The 17,699-nt window shown below is 36.7% G+C and carries 17 protein-coding genes; 7 read left to right on the forward strand and 10 right to left on the reverse strand.

Translation table 11 applies throughout. The annotated features are described in order from the left end of the window. Positions 1–925: 925 nt before the first annotated feature. The 9 genes from LEPBI_RS13885 to LEPBI_RS13925 all read right to left on the reverse strand — a co-directional run bounded on the left by LEPBI_RS13885 (position 926) and on the right by LEPBI_RS13925 (position 9,241). Positions 926–1,408 carry a GNAT family N-acetyltransferase gene (locus LEPBI_RS13885; protein WP_012389764.1) on the reverse strand — a complete coding sequence of 161 codons (483 nt, stop codon included), beginning with the start codon at positions 1,406–1,408 and terminating at the stop codon, positions 926–928. 79 nt (positions 1,409–1,487) lie between these two features. After that, positions 1,488–3,131, reverse strand: coding sequence for a PEGA domain-containing protein (locus LEPBI_RS13890; RefSeq protein ID WP_012389765.1), 1,644 nt, complete (start codon positions 3,129–3,131; stop codon positions 1,488–1,490). Next, on the reverse strand, positions 3,121–3,891 hold the full coding sequence (locus LEPBI_RS13895) for an ABC transporter permease subunit (RefSeq protein ID WP_012389766.1): 771 nt from the start codon (positions 3,889–3,891) through the stop codon (positions 3,121–3,123). Before LEPBI_RS13895 ends, LEPBI_RS13890 begins: the two co-directional genes overlap by 11 nt. Next, complete coding sequence (locus tag LEPBI_RS13900) at positions 3,881–4,771, reverse strand: ABC transporter permease subunit (RefSeq protein WP_012389767.1); 891 nt, start codon at positions 4,769–4,771, stop codon at positions 3,881–3,883. Before LEPBI_RS13900 ends, LEPBI_RS13895 begins: the two co-directional genes overlap by 11 nt. A gap of 4 nt (positions 4,772–4,775) precedes the next feature. Beyond that, the gene (locus tag LEPBI_RS13905) at positions 4,776–5,237 is read right to left on the reverse strand and encodes a PTS sugar transporter subunit IIA (protein WP_012389768.1); all 462 of its coding nucleotides are present in this window, start codon (positions 5,235–5,237) and stop codon (positions 4,776–4,778) included. A 35-nt stretch (positions 5,238–5,272) separates the two neighbouring features. Then, a complete protein-coding gene (locus LEPBI_RS13910; protein ID WP_012389769.1) occupies positions 5,273–6,163 on the reverse strand; it encodes a hypothetical protein in 891 nt (296 codons plus the stop codon). 12 nt (positions 6,164–6,175) lie between these two features. Continuing rightward, positions 6,176–7,174 (reverse strand): ATP-binding protein, encoded by a 999-nt coding sequence (locus LEPBI_RS13915; protein WP_041769889.1) that lies wholly within the window; start codon positions 7,172–7,174, stop codon positions 6,176–6,178. 168 nt (positions 7,175–7,342) lie between these two features. Further along, on the reverse strand, positions 7,343–7,621 hold the full coding sequence (locus tag LEPBI_RS13920) for a hypothetical protein (RefSeq protein WP_002973362.1): 279 nt from the start codon (positions 7,619–7,621) through the stop codon (positions 7,343–7,345). Positions 7,622–7,699: 78 nt separating this feature from the next. Continuing rightward, positions 7,700–9,241 carry a cellulose synthase family protein gene (locus LEPBI_RS13925; protein ID WP_012389771.1) on the reverse strand — a complete coding sequence of 514 codons (1,542 nt, stop codon included), beginning with the start codon at positions 9,239–9,241 and terminating at the stop codon, positions 7,700–7,702. A gap of 120 nt (positions 9,242–9,361) precedes the next feature. Here LEPBI_RS13925 and LEPBI_RS13930 point away from each other — a divergent pair, with 120 nt between their 5' ends. Both LEPBI_RS13930 and LEPBI_RS13935 read left to right on the forward strand, forming a co-directional pair. Continuing rightward, complete coding sequence (locus tag LEPBI_RS13930) at positions 9,362–11,545, forward strand: hypothetical protein (protein WP_012389772.1); 2,184 nt, start codon at positions 9,362–9,364, stop codon at positions 11,543–11,545. After that, positions 11,542–12,279: a motility protein A gene (locus tag LEPBI_RS13935; protein ID WP_012389773.1), complete on the forward strand. Its 738-nt coding sequence runs from the start codon at positions 11,542–11,544 to the stop codon at positions 12,277–12,279. The genes LEPBI_RS13930 and LEPBI_RS13935 overlap by 4 nt, the downstream gene beginning before the upstream one ends. Before the next feature lie 16 nt (positions 12,280–12,295). Here LEPBI_RS13935 and LEPBI_RS13940 read toward each other — a convergent pair whose 3' ends face one another. Further along, positions 12,296–13,279: a class I SAM-dependent methyltransferase gene (locus LEPBI_RS13940; protein ID WP_012389774.1), complete on the reverse strand. Its 984-nt coding sequence runs from the start codon at positions 13,277–13,279 to the stop codon at positions 12,296–12,298. A gap of 209 nt (positions 13,280–13,488) precedes the next feature. Between LEPBI_RS13940 and LEPBI_RS13945 the strand changes: the two genes are divergently transcribed. The 5 genes from LEPBI_RS13945 to LEPBI_RS13965 all read left to right on the forward strand — a co-directional run bounded on the left by LEPBI_RS13945 (position 13,489) and on the right by LEPBI_RS13965 (position 17,695). Then, positions 13,489–13,902, forward strand: a complete 414-nt coding sequence (locus LEPBI_RS13945; RefSeq protein ID WP_012389775.1) for a ribonuclease HI family protein — start codon at positions 13,489–13,491, stop codon at positions 13,900–13,902. Next, positions 13,899–14,261, forward strand: a complete 363-nt coding sequence (locus LEPBI_RS13950) for a hypothetical protein (RefSeq protein WP_012389776.1) — start codon at positions 13,899–13,901, stop codon at positions 14,259–14,261. Before LEPBI_RS13945 ends, LEPBI_RS13950 begins: the two co-directional genes overlap by 4 nt. Before the next feature lie 33 nt (positions 14,262–14,294). Beyond that, positions 14,295–14,717, forward strand: a complete 423-nt coding sequence (locus tag LEPBI_RS13955) for a Fur family transcriptional regulator (protein ID WP_012389777.1) — start codon at positions 14,295–14,297, stop codon at positions 14,715–14,717. Beyond that, positions 14,708–16,000: a CCA tRNA nucleotidyltransferase gene (locus LEPBI_RS13960; protein ID WP_012389778.1), complete on the forward strand. Its 1,293-nt coding sequence runs from the start codon at positions 14,708–14,710 to the stop codon at positions 15,998–16,000. The genes LEPBI_RS13955 and LEPBI_RS13960 overlap by 10 nt, the downstream gene beginning before the upstream one ends. Positions 16,001–16,180: 180 nt before the next feature. Further along, positions 16,181–17,695: a porin gene (locus LEPBI_RS13965; RefSeq protein ID WP_012389779.1), complete on the forward strand. Its 1,515-nt coding sequence runs from the start codon at positions 16,181–16,183 to the stop codon at positions 17,693–17,695. Positions 17,696–17,699 lie beyond the last annotated feature (4 nt).

Consider the following 17,699-nt stretch of genomic DNA (forward strand, 5'->3'; position numbering starts at 1 on the left):
ATTTCCTAAAGTTTTTTTGTTCGTCTTTTTTGATGAACCATACATGACTCGGCGTCTGTATGGTCCTCGGCGCATTGTTTGTTTTCTTTACAATGTCGTATATATGTTGTCAAAGAACGAATGTTTCCCTACAGACTAATCACCCAGGAGTATTCTCGTGGAAAATTAAAATGTCGGTTATTCGTTTTGCTTTCGCAAAGGAAGTTCTTCCCCTTCCTCCGCACACAGTCGCCTGCATACTACCGGTTCCATGATTCGCTAAAGAATCATGCGGTAAAAACCAAAGTAATTTCAAAACCTAAGCAGTCAACTCAGTTTTATAAAAAAGTTCGCAGTTCACAGAGCAGGATGGAATTTTTTTTGCGAGTTTTGGGTTTGGATTTCTGGTGTCATGGAATGGATTTATAACGCAATGAGACATAATTCGGTGATGGGCGTTATGTATGTAATGATTGCAAAAAGATGGACTAATCGGCGTTAATTGGCAGGCGGCACACCACCAAACAAATGATAAATGGTATTCGTGTCCTTTTTGCGAAGAAAAATAACGCGACACAACACTATGATTGAACCTGAGTCCATTGTAACATAATGGCATCTAACTTTGATTTGTTTTTTTGTTTATTTTGTAACAAGACGACTCTCTTTCGGTCGAAGATCCATTTTTACATACGTAAGAAAGTCTCAGAGCGGGAGGTTGAAATGCCTTGGGTTTGGAATTGATGTGTTTCTAATGTAGTCGGAAATCCTGATTTGTATCCCCCTCTACCACCTGACGTCAAAAAGGTGAACTTGTTCGGATTATTTTTTTGTGAAGGTTCGTTTGTGGTGGGAAGTTTTCTGGTTCTGTGGTATATGGAAGTCATTGGGTGGCGGGTGGATTACCCCACCCAGTTCGATACGGGCGGGGATCTATACCTTTCCATTACTCCAAAATCCCCTTCTTCATCACAGTCACAATTCGATTCCCATAAGCCACCTCTTCCAATTCGATCCATCCGAGTCGTTTATATAAAGCAACTGCCGTATCAGAAAATAAAAACAATTCTGGAATTCCTCGATTCCTCGCCAACAATTCCAAATGCTCACAAAGCAATGCACCAAATCCCATCCTACGCAATCTAGGATCCGTATATACCAAACCTAACCAGTGTTTATGTATCTTAAATCGAGGCTGTAGATCCAATAGTCCGACATGATTGTATATCCCACCGGTTGCAACAGGAACGGAATCGAGATACATGATCACCTGAAATTGCGACTGGTCATTTGCGACCGTATTCAGTTTTGTTACAGATTTTTCAATGGGGATTTTCCATTCTTCAAAATACCAATTTGAGATTTGGGAAATGTTTTCATGGTCATCTGGTAATAAAATTCGAAACGTTACCTTTTCCACAATGGTCATCGGTCTCCTATGAAAAACTAAAATGAATGGTGCAGAGATTCAAAAGTATCAAATCAAAATCAAAAAGGACCTACATCGACTAATAACGTAAATGAAACTGCATATAACCATAACCTTCTATTGCCGATTGCCCTTGACTCACAAACGCCGGATTGACGGGCAGATAACCAATTTCTAATGTCTCTTGGTCTAAACCTAAAAAATAAAAAGTAGCGGCTGATACTAACATGAGACCCATTAAAATCACCATGGGACCTGCGACAAGTTGCCGATCCTTTCGGTTTTCCATTGGCAACGTACCTGCCATTCGTTTTAGTGATTTTGCCTTTGACTCTGCATCATCAATGATCTGATTTTGTGTATAATACCAAAACAAGAACTCATCGGGATGATTCTGATAAAAAGAGTTAATCGCAAACGCATCTGTCAAAGTGACCTGGGATCTTGCCCCAGAATATGCCTGACGAGATGCATAATTCAAATAGGCATAACTGGCATAAAACAACAAAGCACCGTAAATCGAATACGTAGTGAAGTCTTTGTATGTATGATCAAGAAATACATTTTGTTTATTTTTGTAATAAACGTCTGTTTGTCCTTCTCGCATTTGAATATCTATAATTGTTTCTTCACCATCTTTTGCATCAATCCCACGAAAAGAATCTATGTAACCTTCCTTCGATAATCGCAATCGATTCATTCCAGAAGGAATTGAAACTCGGCTAATCGGTGTTTTGCCCAAATATTGAATCCCCAAATAGACATCTGATTCAACATTCGAAGTGACAGATATAAAAGAGTTACTTAATTTTATAGATAGTTTTGTATCAAATTGAAACTTTTTCCCTTTTTCCAACAAAACATCTGTTTTATAAGGAAAAAAGCCTTCTTTGAAAACAAATAACGATCGTTTTCCGATTGGAAATTTTTTATTAGCAAGAGGAGTTTTACCTAAATAGATCCCATCCAAATAGACAAGAGCACCTTCTTCCCCATTTGCGGATACTTCAACGAATGTAGTTTCTTTTCCTTGTAACTTGTCTCTGATCGATTCACCAAGTGGTCCCATCTCTTGGTATGCTCTTACGACTGATGTTTGGTGCTCAAATGGGAACGTTTTCCCTTCGTAGTCATCAAATAAAAATGCTTTGATTTTTAGAGAATTGTCATTAATTTCAAATGTTCCCGATAATATATAATCACAACCTAACTTGGTTGCGACGCCAAATGCTTCATCAGGAGACAAAGGTTTTTTTTCCCACATTTGTTTGATTGTGATTTTAACATAACGTGGATCTTTTTCAGGTGAAACTTGTTTTTTGCCTACTCTTAGATCATCCAAATCCCGTTCATCGTTTATCTCTTTACGTTTCCTTTTTACATTCGGCGATTCTGAATCAATTTTCTCTTGTAATGTGGAAACAGGATTATCACCAAATGAATGATAAACTATATTTTTACGAGGATACTCTACATAGGTATATTCTAAATTACGAAGTTCAGAGAGTAATACGGAAGGTATCCCCTTCATTAAATATTCTTTTGTGGGATCTTCTTTGATTCCAACAAAAGGGAAGATACACAATGTTCTGTTTGTTTCAAAAGAGACACTTCCTTTATAAGATTGATTCGGAAAATTATAATAATCATCAATCGAAAAAAGTGGAAACGTGTTCCCGAGAAGGCCCAATATTAGCAAAAAAGCTGAAATTTTATGTTTCATATTTTTGATTGCGAGACCCCAAGGAATACACCAATGTTAAAATAGCAATGATCGGAAGCAAAACCGAAAAAGGTGACTGATCGAAATAATCTTTCGAAAATGAAATTTGTTCCCCCAAACCTGGCCCAGTTTCTCCCACTGATGTTTGGATCCCTAAATAGGAAAAAAGCGCAGTTGTCATGACGACAGTTGGTAACCCTGAAAAAAATAAAAACTGGAACATACTTTTTAGCGCCAGTAGATAATGTAACCATATGAGTTGGTAAGGTTTTGCTCCAAAACATAGAGAAGCAGCTATATAGGGACTTGTTTGGATCTCTCGAATTTTTGCTGTTAATGTTTCATACACAATTGCCCAATCCGATACAAGGATTGCCACTAGTAATGAGAACGGACTTTCTGGCAGAATACTGATGACAATCAAGGCAGACAATAACGAAGGGATGGAGAGTGAAACAGACACAAATCCAGATAAGAAAAAATCAGATCGTTTCGGGAAAATCAACGATACAGTCGAAATCAAAAACGAAAAAATGATGGTGAATATTCTTGCGGGTATGACGATCAAAATGGTAGACAAAGAGCCGTAACAAAAAAGTGCCAAATTATTTCTTCCCAAACGATCTGTTCCAAATAAATATCCTTCAGAAAAAAAAGGTAAGTTATTATGAATGAGATCTACATTGGAAGGCACTGGTAAAAATAGAACTCCCCAAACGATCGTTCCGAAAAATAAAATCCGAATGGTATTAAGGAGCACGATGATACTCCCCTGAAAAATAGTTTTGTAAATGGAAACCAAGACGATTTAAAATATAAAAAAGAACACCGGAATACATAAGTAATGTAGATAATAAATCGGTATCCATAGATTTGATAGAGTAGTATAACGACTTCCCTACTCCAGGGAAAAAGAAAATTTCTTCGACTACCATTGCTCCAGACAACAATGATCCAAAATCCAATATCAAAAGTATCAAAGCGACCGGTAATACTTTTAGAAAAATTTCGACTCCTACGATATGACTCCATGGATAAGATCTTGTCAGAAGCAATAAAGTATATTTGGATTTGGACTCTTTTTGTGTTTCCGGTAATAGGTAGAGCGACAATCTCGCAAAGATTCGGGATCCCAATGCAATACCAGGAAGTACAATGAAGTAAGTATTTCCTGGTTCGTATCCACCAGGAGGAAACCACTCTAACTTATAGAAAAAGACAATTAACAAAAGTATGGCGACAATGAAAACGGGAGTGGATAAGATAAAATTGGATAAAAAATAGACAAAATTATATAATTTACTAGAACGAAGGTAAATCGAAAGTAATGACAAACCAAAAGCAAAAATGGCGCCGAAACAGATACTAAAGATGGCTAGATGGAATGTTGCAAAAAAACGGCTTCCAATATGTCCATACACTGATTCGCCATTTTGAGTCAAACCACCTGATCGTAACACCAATCTTTCCCAAAAATTGATATAAGAAGTTAAAAAACCAGTTTGTTCTGAATTTAAATTTGAAATTCCTGAATCTGCGTATAGATATATTTTATCCTTGGTATGAAACTCGGATACATAACTACTCACAAGTGATAAAAGCAAAAGATAATAAAGGAAACGGAATACTTCCGACTTCACAGCGTTAACTTTTTGAGAGGAATGCCTTTTGGATTTCTTCGAAATTTTTGGCTTTGATGAGTTTCTCTCTTTCTTCGGGTATGTTTAAGGTTTTTGCGATTAAGGCCAAGGTTTTAATGTGATCTTGAAATTTGTTTTTGGGAACAATTAACATGATAAATATTTGAACGAGTCCGTGATCAAGGGCATCAAAATCAATTCCATTCGGGGAAATCGCCATTGCACACTTGAGTTCGTTCACATAATGTACAGAACAATGTGGGATCGCAACTCCACTTCCAATACCTGTTGACATTGATTTTTCACGGTTCATCAAAGAAGAAACAGTTTCTTCTTCATGCACAGCATCTAATGTTTGTGTGGCGACCATATGAGAAATCATTTTCCGAATTGCATCTTCTTTAGTTGACGCTTTGAAGTCGAAAATGATATTTTTAGGGTCCAGAATCTCCAGAAGTTGATTCATTTGGTATTACTTACTCCCACATTTCCAAACTCGACTTATTTTCCAAGAAAAACCCTCACAAATAGTGATTCTAAAAGAAAAAAAACTATCACTACCCATATAGCACTTATCCCCATTTTTCCTACAAAAAAAGCAATCGGAAGTAAAATAACAAAACTGATAATTGTCACATAAAATGAACCGTAGAAATTTCTACCTGGTGCAAGTTGAAGGAAAAAAGCCAATGCTGCATACGATAAGTTCCAAGAGAACCCATTCAATCCAGCACCGATTCCCCAAATCTTATACAATACAACCCAACTGATAAAAAAGCTGATCAAAATCGTTCTACGAAAAGAAACCCAAGCCACACTGACTAATAAGAATACACCCAAACTTTCTGCGATCGAAATGAAGCCTGTTGTATTTGTGGAATCCAATGTCATCCACGGTAAGGTCATAGGAAGGACAGTAGATTCCAAAGGAACACCAGTCATGGAAACTAGTGAATAATCTGATCGAAACTGATAACCCATCAATGAAAATGTTGAATCAAACAAAAATAAAAACAATATGACTAAACAAAAAATGGGGAATCGTAATGAATAATTTTGGATTAAAAAATAATGTGACAAGTACGCAAAAATAAATGCAAAAGAGAGCAAAAGAGGACTCAGCCATATTGTTGGTAATATCAATAAAACTAACAAAAGTTGCGAGATAAGACCTAACCAATAAGGAGATTGTTTCATTCGAATACAAAAACCCAAATAGAGTAAAGTAAAAGTGGCCGAGATGATGATCGATAGTATGGGTAAAGGTGAAACAAATGCGATTGAATATCCAAAGAATCCAATGAGAGTGATAAAATAAAAGAAATCAGCAAATATTTCAGAGGATTTAATACCCCAACTATTCTCCGAAAGTATATAAAGGTTTTTTAACATAATCGCTTTTACTTAAACAACCTCTTCAATTCGTTTCCGAATGTCGATTCCTGCAGGACAATAGACAGTACAAATCCCACAACTCACACATTTATCTTTATCGAATTCTTCTGATTTTCCTTTAATCAATTGGAACGGATTTGCGTGCGTAGGACAGTAATGATTACATTCCATACAATCAATACAACTGAATTCTTTTCGCGCTACTGGTAATTTTTCATATAATGTAATCGAATAATGTTCATATATATTAAAGTATCCGAGCGCATTGACATCCATAGGTTGGATGGCGTCAAAAACAGTATCAAAAGATGCAATTTTATATCTTTTGTCCATATTATTTGGAATAAAAGCCAACGACTGACCATTGGTCAAAAAAAACTGTCGAGGTTCCAAATCAATCCGACCTTTTCTGTCTACCAAAAATACAGCTAAGTGTCGTTTGGTGAAAGGTTCACCAAAATATAACTTACGCAATATATGATAAATCGTTTCTGCACCCAAATACAAAATTTCGTTTGATAAAAGAGATTTTTTTGCCTTAACCACATTCCAATCAAATTGTTTGTGCAAAAAATATTCTGGAATTCCATTGGGATGTTCAAACTTTAACGTTGGATTTTCAAAAAAATTTGTGACTTCAACTTTTGGAAAAATGGATTTTACTAATTCAACAAAACTTATATAAGCTTCTTTCATTGAACCTAAGATCATGTTTTCAAAATCTAGATGTTGGTAACGAGAGAATGGGGATAATACAATTCGAAAAGATGGATTTGATTTAAATTTTAAAAAATAATCTTTCAATGGCATATCTTGAATGTCAAGGGAAGCCAAAGCGCCTTCATCAAACGCATTCGTTAAAGATGAAAAATCATAATTTTGAAAATGATAAACGGAACTTGTTGACCATGATCCATCTTGTTTGATCTGAAAAAATTTTTGATCTGGAGTTAGGGTTGCCACACCATTAACAGGAGCAAGCACCTTAGTTCCGTTATGGGAAAGCATAACTTGCCCATGGGTGACTCTCGTAGGATAAGATTCAGAAATTACGCTGCCCGCAGGAACGGGGATCAGGAATTGACCCTGAATCGTCCGTTCTCTTTTATTTTCCGTTTTATGAAATTTACGAGCGAAGGCGCGAGGTAACCTGGGAAACAACACGCCAGTAATGATTTAGACGGCTTTCACCATGTAGATTTCGTCTTTGATTGGGAGTTCTTTTTTCAAGTTTTTGATGTAAGGTAGAATTTCTCCCATTTCTTCGTAGTATTCACAATTGGTTTGCATACGACGAGCGACGGTAAAGTATTTATAAAGTTTTTCTTCACCGGAACGTTTTGACCATTTCTTCTTGTTACACTTCACTCGAAGAATGTATTTATCTTGTTCCGATTCGTATTGGCGAACCACAACACAATGCAAACAGTTCGCGCAGTAGACTTTTTCACTCATGGATGACCCCTGAACCTAGGTTGAATTTACAGCTTTTTGGAAGGAAAGGTTTCGTCAAGTAAGTACCATCGCCTTTCCTTAAGCGACGGCACGAAGTTCCTTTTCTGCCTTGGTCGATGGTTTGAATTTCCAAAACGATTCAGCGACAGAAAGATAAGAGACATAGAAAAATCCGATGGAATAGAGAACCATAAATCCAATCATGTATGGTTTTCCCACCATGAAGGATAAATAGATACAAAACAAACAATAGGCTCCCATGAAGAATTCTAGGAAAGCGCGGTAATCTACGGGAACCACATATTTGATTTTGTCCTGTAAACTATCCCCTTCTTTCTCAATGCGAAGTTTGGGAGTGCGTTTGAAACCTGACTGGATGCCAAAAACAGCTTCCATCCAAGCATATGTATTCATGACGGCGATTCCTGTTCCTATCATCACAAGAACAGGTAAGTAAATGAGTTTTGATTTCCAGTTTTTGTGGATTTCTCGTTGGGAATAGGCATAGAAAATAACCGGTCCCATAGAACCAATCGAAAGGAAGGCAGCGGATCCGAATAAAATTTCCATCGGGAGGTCTTCCATCTTAAATCCAGCCCAGTATTCCATAAGAAGGAGAGGAGCTGTGAGTAAGATGTTGATGATCATGAGTGGGTGAACCGAATAATTGATGAGGTGAGTGATGGCTTCACCTTTGATTTTCCAAGATTCATTGGATTTCCAAATCCGAGGAATGAGTTTCACTGCTGTTTGGATGGAACCTTTGCACCAACGGAATTGTTGGGCTTTGTAGGCATTCATTGTAGCCGGAATTTCAGCCTTACAAACCACATCTTTGATGTATCGGAATTTCCAACCTTTTAGCTCGGCACGGTAGGATAGATCAAAATCTTCTGTGAGAGTGTCGTGTTCCCAACCACCTGCATCTTCGATACAAGACCTTCTCCAGATCCCAGCAGTCCCATTGAAGTTCATCCAAAGACTAGAACCATTACGAGCCACTTGTTCGATCATAAAGTGTCCATCGATACCAAAACTTTGCGCTTTTGTGAGAACATTATATGTTTCGTTGATGTGGCCCCAACGAGTTTGGACCATTCCAATCGACTCATCATCAAAATAGCCCATCGTTCGAAGTAAAAAATCAGAATCCGGCGTAAAATCAGCATCAAAGATGGCGATGTAATCCCCTTTCGCTTTTGCCATACCTTCATCCAAGGCACCGGCTTTATGGCCTTTGCGATTGGTTCTGTGTACGTGTTCGATCCAAATTCCCTTTTTTTTGTATTGGGAAACAAGTCCTGCTACTTTTTCAACGGTTTCATCAGTGGAATCGTCTAGGACTTGGATTTGGAGTTTTTTTGCGGGGTATTGTAAATTGCATGCAGATTCAATCAAACGATCTACGACATAAAATTCGTTAAAAATCGGAAGTTGCACAGTCACAACTGGTAAATTTTTATCTTTGATCGAGAGGATTTTGGATTCATCCTCTGCGCAATTTTCTTTGTATCGGCTATACAAAAACACCATGAGGTAAGTGTGTAAACCGAAGTAAAATAACATTACAATGTCGAAACCATAGAGGACCAAAAAGGATATAGATAAGAACGTTAGCATAGTTATAGTCAAAATCGGCAAAAGGGCTGTTTTGGTCAAACATTTTGTGCACCGCCAAATAAAATTAGAATTTCTTTCGTTTGCGAACAGGACCCATTCCCCAACATTGGTAGCTATTCTATGGACTCTCAATGGAAACGATTCTGGGAAACCGGCCTCTTCCCTTCTCTCGAATTTAGCCTTAGCCTTTCGATTGGTTATGTGCTATCGTTGTTTTTTTACGTAGCTGGATCAGAATTATCTTTAATCGATAGGACGGACACTGCCTACCCCATTTTACAGGCGCTAATCGGTATTTTTTTTGCGGCAGGGTTTATTTATAGGAAGTATAAACAGAACTTTCCGATTAGCTTTAGTTTGGCGCTATTAACACTTGCTATCGGACAAGTTGTTTGGTTATTATTAGGGAATACTTCGGAATTTTTAATCGATTATATTTTTTCTTTTGAATTAGTATTAATGAGTGGAGTATTGTCTGCCTTTGCAATCGGAATTTATGGAGGGTCGCTAAAAGACTTTAGGTTTTTAAGTTTTACTTTGGGGATTACGGTATTTACCTTTTATTCCCTATTTGAACCAAATCAAAACTATTCGATCAAAGTGCTTCTTGCAATTCTTTACATCCTTTTATCTTTTTATTTTTTTAGCACATTATTCCAACAAAATCCAATCTCAAGCAAATTTTACAAAATCAGATCCAAGATCGGCAAACACCCGCTATTTTCCCCATTCTATCGATCTAGTTTATCATTACTCATTGCTTACTGTATTTTACATTTATATTTTCAACCTGGCCCCAAAATTCCACTTATACTTTCTATCTCGTTTTCAGTTACATTCGGTAGAGTGATGTCTTTACTCGGAGGCTTAAAAAAAGAAACAAAAGCCGTCTTTTTAATTGGTAGAGTTGCATTACTTTTTGCATTCTTCTTTTTTATTTACCAAACATATTGGAGTTCGTTTTTTATTGCATTGTGCATCATCAATGGTACGATCGTTGGATTTTTTAAGCCAAACAAAACTCCTTACAAAGAATATCTTCTGATCGGTTTGGAAACAACCTTATACCTAGGACTTTCTTTCTTATTATACTTTTGGAATTTGCCAATGGGACTTAGAACATTGACAGCTTTGTTGTTTGTTCCAATCTTAATATATCCATATTTATTGCAGAAACACATCATTCGATTGCCTCGTTTTATCATGTTAGCTGCCGCGTGTTTAATTGTTCTATTTTTCTTCTCTCCTCCGACAATTAGAACAAATTCACCTTTTTCCAAAAAAGAAAATTTTGATCCAATTCCATTTGCCATTACTAACTTAAATTTTAATGAAGAGGAATATATTTTTTATAAATCGGTTTTGCCGTTTCCTTCGAACCCATTTCTTCCCAAAAGATCAGAAATTAAAAACAAAATAGTTGTTCTTGGTTTGAGTTCAAATCAATCTCAAATCATTTCTTATATAGAACGATTGAGTGAGGAAGAACACCCGTTTTTGATCATCACTACACGAAACAAAACCAATCAATTTCATCATATCAATGCACTTTCTCTATTGAGTAGGAAATCATATTGGAATTTTGATATATATTATCCTAATTACTTGGCTCAAAAAATAAACTTCACACCAAGCCTTCCCAATGATTGGAAACTCAAATATTTCACTGAAAAATTAGACAACCTATCGTTCTTAGAAGTAGTGAGTGTTTTGGATTCTGTTTTGAAGTATTCTTCTGGTGATTTAAGAAAGGATGCAATTGAAATCAAACATCTTTATTATGAATCATTTGCCGCCTATGCAAAGTTTTATCACAATATAGGTCAAAATAAATTGAGTTTGGATGCAATCGCGTATGCCAGAAAATTTGAATCCCCAAAACCAGATTTACTAAGAATTGCCTTTAATAGTTTGAAATTTACAACCCCGGAAGCGGAGTATATACCAATACTAGAAGATTTGAGCCTAGATATTGAGTTCCAAGAATTTGCTTGGAACTCGCTGATTCCAATGTTCGAGTCTATGGGTGATTGGAATAATGCTTTAAAAACTATGGGTCTTTTAGAACGTTTTTACCGTTCAAATAACCAAACAGAACTTGCAAACGAATTGGAACTAGCGAGAGTTCGTTTATATATGAACCAAGAAAATTGGAAAGAAGTGGAACCTATCATTGCAACAAGATTAAAAGAATACCCAAATTCAGTGATTTGGGAACGTTTAAAAAATGAAATATTAGAAAAAAAAGACTCACTACGACGAATCAGTGTTCGTCCTGATGCAAAAGAGGCAAGAATCCAATGATCCATTCAACACTACTCGGAATACTTGTAGCTATTTTATCTGTTTTCGTTGCTATTTTAATTGAAGGTGCTTCTCTTAGGTCCTTCTTCCACATACCAGCGATGTTTCTTATCGTTGGTGGTACGTTAGGTGCTACATTTGCTTCATTTTCAATTTCTCAGATTTCAAAGGCAGTGAGAGACACACGATATGCTTTACGCAAACAGAAAGAAACTGATCTCAAACTTGTGTTCTTTCGGTTTTGGGAAAAAGCAAGAAAAGATGGATTACTTTCTTTAGAAGATGAATCGAAAAAATTAGATAATTCATTTTTACAAAAAGGAATCCAATTGATAGTGGATGGTTCCGATCCAAGGACCATTGAAGAAATACTTTGGGAAGCACATGAGGAAAAAGAGAAGGTAGATTTAAAATCAGCAAAAATTTTTGAAACGGCAGCAGGATTTTCTCCTACGATCGGAATTATAGGAACAGTGCTTGGTCTTGTTACGGTTTTGGAAAATTTAGACGGAGGCACAAAGGCACTTGGACAAGGAATCGCAACCGCCTTCATTGCTACTTTTTATGGAATTTCATTTGCTAACCTCATTTTGTTACCAATTTCCAATCAATTGAAAGTCGTAGCAAAACGTGAAAGTAATGAACGCCAAGCCATTATGAGAGGAATCTTATCATTACAATCTGGCGAAAATCGAAGAATTTTAGCGGAGCGAATTGATCCTTTCGTCAACTAATTCCTATTAAGCAACCTTAAACCAAAGGCATGATACAGAATAATTGATGGATTTTCTCATCTCTAAAATCTGGAGGGATTGATTCTTTGGTCCTATTCAAACACTGGTAACCTCTCTCTTTCCATTCCTCCTCCTCTACTTCCATTTTGAATTTCCGAAAATTCGTTGAAAACCAAATCTCACCCTTATCCGATAAAAATTTCGTTAGCAATAACAACAGTAAGTTTCGATGTTTGGTTTGGACTTCCCATTCTTCGTACATTTTTTTACTGTTAGAAAATGTAGGTGGATCCAAAAAAATAAAATCATATCGTTCTCGATTTGGATTTTTTGACTCTTCTTCGATCCACTTCAAAATGTCTGCGTTGATGATTTTATGATTCGAACCTTCAAAACCATTTCGTCTCAAATTTTGAACTGCCCAATCACAATAAGTTTTGGAAAGATCAATACTTTTTGTTTTGGAAGCTCCACCTGACGCAGCATATACGGAAAAAGCGCCTGTGTAGGAAAATAAATTTAAAACAGATTTATTTTTGGATTTTTCTTTTAACCAAGACCTGGTGATGCGATGGTCTAAAAATAAACCTGTATCCAAATAGTCAGACAAATTGATTCTAAATTCTAAGTTCGCTTCCGTAGTCCAAAAAAAATTACCTTCAATTGAAAATTTTTCATATTGGTCTAAACCTTTTTGTTTTTTACGCTGCTTTAAAAAGAGTTTGTTTTCAGGAATTTGAAATACTTCCATAACTATCCGAACAATTTCTTTCAATCGTGCATCATGATCCGTTTCAGCTTGGAAACGTAAGGAACTTTTGTCGTATAATACTAAACCATTCGGATACCGATCCAAAATAAATGGAATCTGAGGGATGTCTTCTGAATAAATTCGGTAACAATTGATGTTTTCTCGCTTCGCCCATTTTTCGCGTTCTTTTTTTAATTTACGCAGGCGATTTTCAAACATCGTGAGGGCACCTAATCCTCGTTCGGTCATGAGATTTTCCTTTATTGGTCGGGTATTTTAGGTAGACTTCCCCGCCCTAATCGAGACTGGGTGGGGTTATCCACCCGCCACCCAATACGCTCCGTTTACCACGCCTCTCAAAAAAAGTCCTCCCTAATTCCAGTTCTTCGATTTTTTTTTCTAATTGGTTCGTGTTTTTGATTGGTGAGGAGGGTCTCCAGAAAAACAATGTCGGCTATATGTCCACAAAAGATACGACTTTCGTTTATTGTGATGGAAGCTCCAGAGGGAATCCTGGACCCGCTGCAATCGGTGTTTCCTTTCAAAACAATGAAGGAATGGAATTTCATTTCCTTTCAGAAAAAATAGGGAACGCAACCAATAATGTCGCTGAATGGAACGCACTATCTCGTGGAATGGAAGAAGCGATTAGGCAAAGCATAAAAAAGATTAAGTTTCGATTGGACTCAGAACTTGTCGTCAAACAAATGAAAGGTGAATATAAAGTAAAAAATAAAGATCTAATGGTATTTAAAACGAAGTGTGACCAACTTAAAAATTCATTTGAGAGCTTTGATATTCAATACATTCCGCGCGAACAAAATGCACGAGCCGATCAACTTGCTAATTTTGCTCAAGATTCCAAACCATGATAAGATTCACACATCATCAGATTCTTGGCTTGGCATTCATTCTGATTCAATTAGGTTGTAAATTATCACCCGCTAAACAATTGGATCGATTATTGGAAGAAGGTACGATGTTTCAATCTGCCATTTTTTGCGAAAAAAATAAATCCCAACTTTTGGAACGACAATCGGAATGTGATGAAGTCACAAAAAAAGTAAAAGAGGAAATCGATTCCATCGTCAACCGAAGGTTAGAATTGGGCATAACACCAGTCATAATTGAAAAAAAGAAAGGTGAGGAAATTGAAGAATTTCTAAAAGTACACACACAAATGGGGATTCGTTATTGGGAAATCTGGAAATCCAATGTGATTTTAGAATAGACAATCTCTCCTTATCTAAGATAACCATTTTATATGGCTGGTGATCCTTCTCAAATTCTCAAAAAAATCGGGCTCAAAGTAACTAAAAACAGAGAACAAGTTTTATCCATTTTACAAGGATCCACAAGACCACTCAACCACCAAGAAATCATGGAAAAACTTCCCAAAGAAGAGTCTTGGGACAGAGTTACAATCTACCGTGCTTTATCAGACCTAGAAGAAAAAAATCTTTTGAACTCACTTCATTCTGCAGATCGAGTCACCTACTTTGAGCTAAAATCAGATGGGAACCATATTGTGTCTGCTGCACATGGACATTTGATTTGTAATGTCTGCGGAAAAATCGAATGCATTGACGATCCTTGGAATGGGATGCCTTCTTCAAAACAACTCAAAGGTTTCACAACTGAATCTGTTGAAATCGTTTTTAGAGGCAAGTGTAGAAATTGCCAATAGACCAGAGCCTCACTACTTTAATCCCCACTTTACATAAAAAACATTTAGATACGATCAATTTTGCATTAAAAAATGCAGGATTTGAATGTTATCTCGTAGGTGGATCGGTTCGAGATTTAGTGATGAAAAAAATTCCCAAAGAATATGATCTCACGACAAATGCAGAACCTAAAGATGTTAAAAAATTATTTCGCACTGTCATTGATACTGGAATCGAACATGGCACAGTCACAGTCGTATTAGACAAAGTAAATTATGAAGTGACCACTTATCGAATCGACAAAGATTACGTGGATGGTCGAAGGCCTGGTCATGTTGAGTTTGGAACAACTTTACATGAAGATTTAAAGAGAAGGGATTTTACAATGAATGCCTTGGCTTATGATCTAACTTCAGGTGTGTTGATTGATGATCATAATGGACTCGCCGATATCAAAAGCAAAACCATTCGAACTATAGGGAATCCAATACAAAGGTTTACAGAGGATGGACTTAGGCCAATTAGAGCCTTAAGATTTGCTAGTACTCTAAATTTTAAGATCGATGAAGAAACAAAAAAAGCAATTCATCAAACAAAACATATCACAAAAAAAATTTCCTTAGAAAGATTTCAGGATGAAATATTGAAATCATTCCTTGGCGAAAAACCATCAGTTATGATTGCACTTTTAGTCGAAGAAAACCTATTTCAAGTTTTTCTTCCTTCTATGCAGCTTGATTTGATTCCAAATGAAATCTTTTTGGAAGAATTGAATAAGGTTTCAAAAGATTTAGTAGGGTTGCAACTTTCCTTTGCATTTTATTCAATTTTACCGAATGTAAGTTTAAAGGAATTGGAAACATATTTAAGATCCCTCAAATTTTCTGGACAGAATATAAAGGATACCCTTCTCTTCTCTGAACTCATTCAAAAATGGAATCAATACCCTGATTTAAATTCTCTCACAACTTACGATATTAAAAAATATTTCTTAGCGCCCGTTAAACGGCATTTCCAATCGCGATATGAATTGAACGAAATCTTTTTTCAAAAACTCACGCCGATTTTCGGAAATGAAATTATGAAATTACTTTCAATTTGGAATGAAAATCCTCCACTTCTGTTGTCCGATTTATCCATCAATGGGAATCATTTGAGTGAAAATTTCCCAGATTTGCCCAAACTCAAATTTGGAGAGGTCTTAAGTTTCCTTTTAGAACTGGTTCTGCAGTCGCCTAAAGAAAATGAATTTCACAAATTAATCACCCATTCTGCTGAATTTATAAACAATTTGACCAAATAAAAAAATTTCAGTAACGATTGCTACGGACATTTTGTTCTCTTTTTAATCAATTTTCATCTTTTTTTTCTTTTTTTTCCCTGTGAAACTCCCAAAGTACTAAATTTTCTTCTCATTCCCATCGCAAGTCATGCAAACCTGGTACACAACTTGCACATCTAGTTCACATAGGAGAAATGGCAAATGAGAAATAAATATACTCTATTGGCGACGATCGTTGCTACCTTATTTTCCCAGGCTTCCCTTTTTGCGCAGGATAAAAAGGAAAAGGATAAGTCTTGGTATGAGTTGGTAAATTTTTCTGGATATGTGGACGTATACTATAACTATACTTCAAATAACCGGCAAGGGGCAACCCAGGATACAGCGGGAACTTTTCACACTTACAACAAACAATTTGCTGTAAATGCTGTGAAACTCGCAATGGAAAAGTTGGCAGATAAGGACAGTCCTTGGGGCTTCCGTATTGATATGCAAAATGGACAGAACAACATGTACCAAGAGCGTCCGTACCAAACTACTAACTCTCTCCACAACATGCAATTGTTACAACAAGCTTATGTATCAGCTTACTTTCCTGTTTTAAAAGGATTAACAGTTGATGCAGGAAAGATGGCAACTCATATCGGTTTGGAGTTACTTGACTCAAAAGATAACATAGCTTATACAATTGGTTATGTGTTCTTTAACACAATCCCCTTCATTCACACTGGTGCACGGGCAAACTTACAGATCAATGATCGATTGTCGACAGGCCTTTACCTTTACAATAGTGCCCAAGGGACTGGTTACACTGGAAATGGACAACAATTCGGTTATGTAGGTGTTACACCTTATGGTGATGCAGCAGGTGGATCAAGTTTGACAAGCACACAACAACATGCGTATGCGGATGGACCGAACCCAACAAGAGCAATCGGAACACAAGTGAAGTATGATGTTGTCCCTGATAAGTTTCAAGTTGTTTGGAACACATTGCAAGCAAATGACAACATCAAGGGAAGACAAAATAACGGATTGTATTACCTAGAACAAGCTTCAGGCACAGCTTTCCCAAAACAATCTGCTTTTAAAACAGACAATTGGATGATCCAAAACTTGATCTTAATCTTCAAACCAACTGATAAATTGACAACCATCTTTGACTATACTTACGGTGAAAGAAATGGACAAACTAATACTGCCGCGTTTGGATATGAAGCAGGTGGAATCACAAAAACAAAGTTAGATGCTGCATTACCTGGTCTTGTTCCAGCTTTACCTACAGAATTGACTGCCGCTGGACTTACAAACGATACAAATCTTAGTAGGGAAAACAAAATCAAAAGAATATACCAAACTTACCAAGTGCAAGCAAAGTATCAATTCACTGACTTCTTCGCACTAGGTTTCCGTTTTGAGTATTTGGATGACAAACGTTATGGTGGAGCACTTGTTGTGAACCCTCCACTATTTGCTGTCACTCCAGCCGACCGTTACGATCTCAAATTCCAAGATTCCATTGGAGCAAGAGCAGTTAGTAACTATGGCCAAATCAAAACACTCACCTTTACTCCAACATTTGATCTCACTGAAAACCTACAAGTGAAAGTGGATTTGAGAAGAGATTGGGGTCCAGGACAACAATTCGTAGATACATCTGGAAGACCGGCGTCTCAGCAAAACGGTATCATCGTTGGTATGGTAGCTAAATTCTAAGGAG

The sequence above is a fragment of the Leptospira biflexa serovar Patoc strain 'Patoc 1 (Paris)' genome, assembly GCF_000017685.1.
Taxonomy (GTDB): domain Bacteria; phylum Spirochaetota; class Leptospiria; order Leptospirales; family Leptospiraceae; genus Leptospira_A; species Leptospira_A biflexa.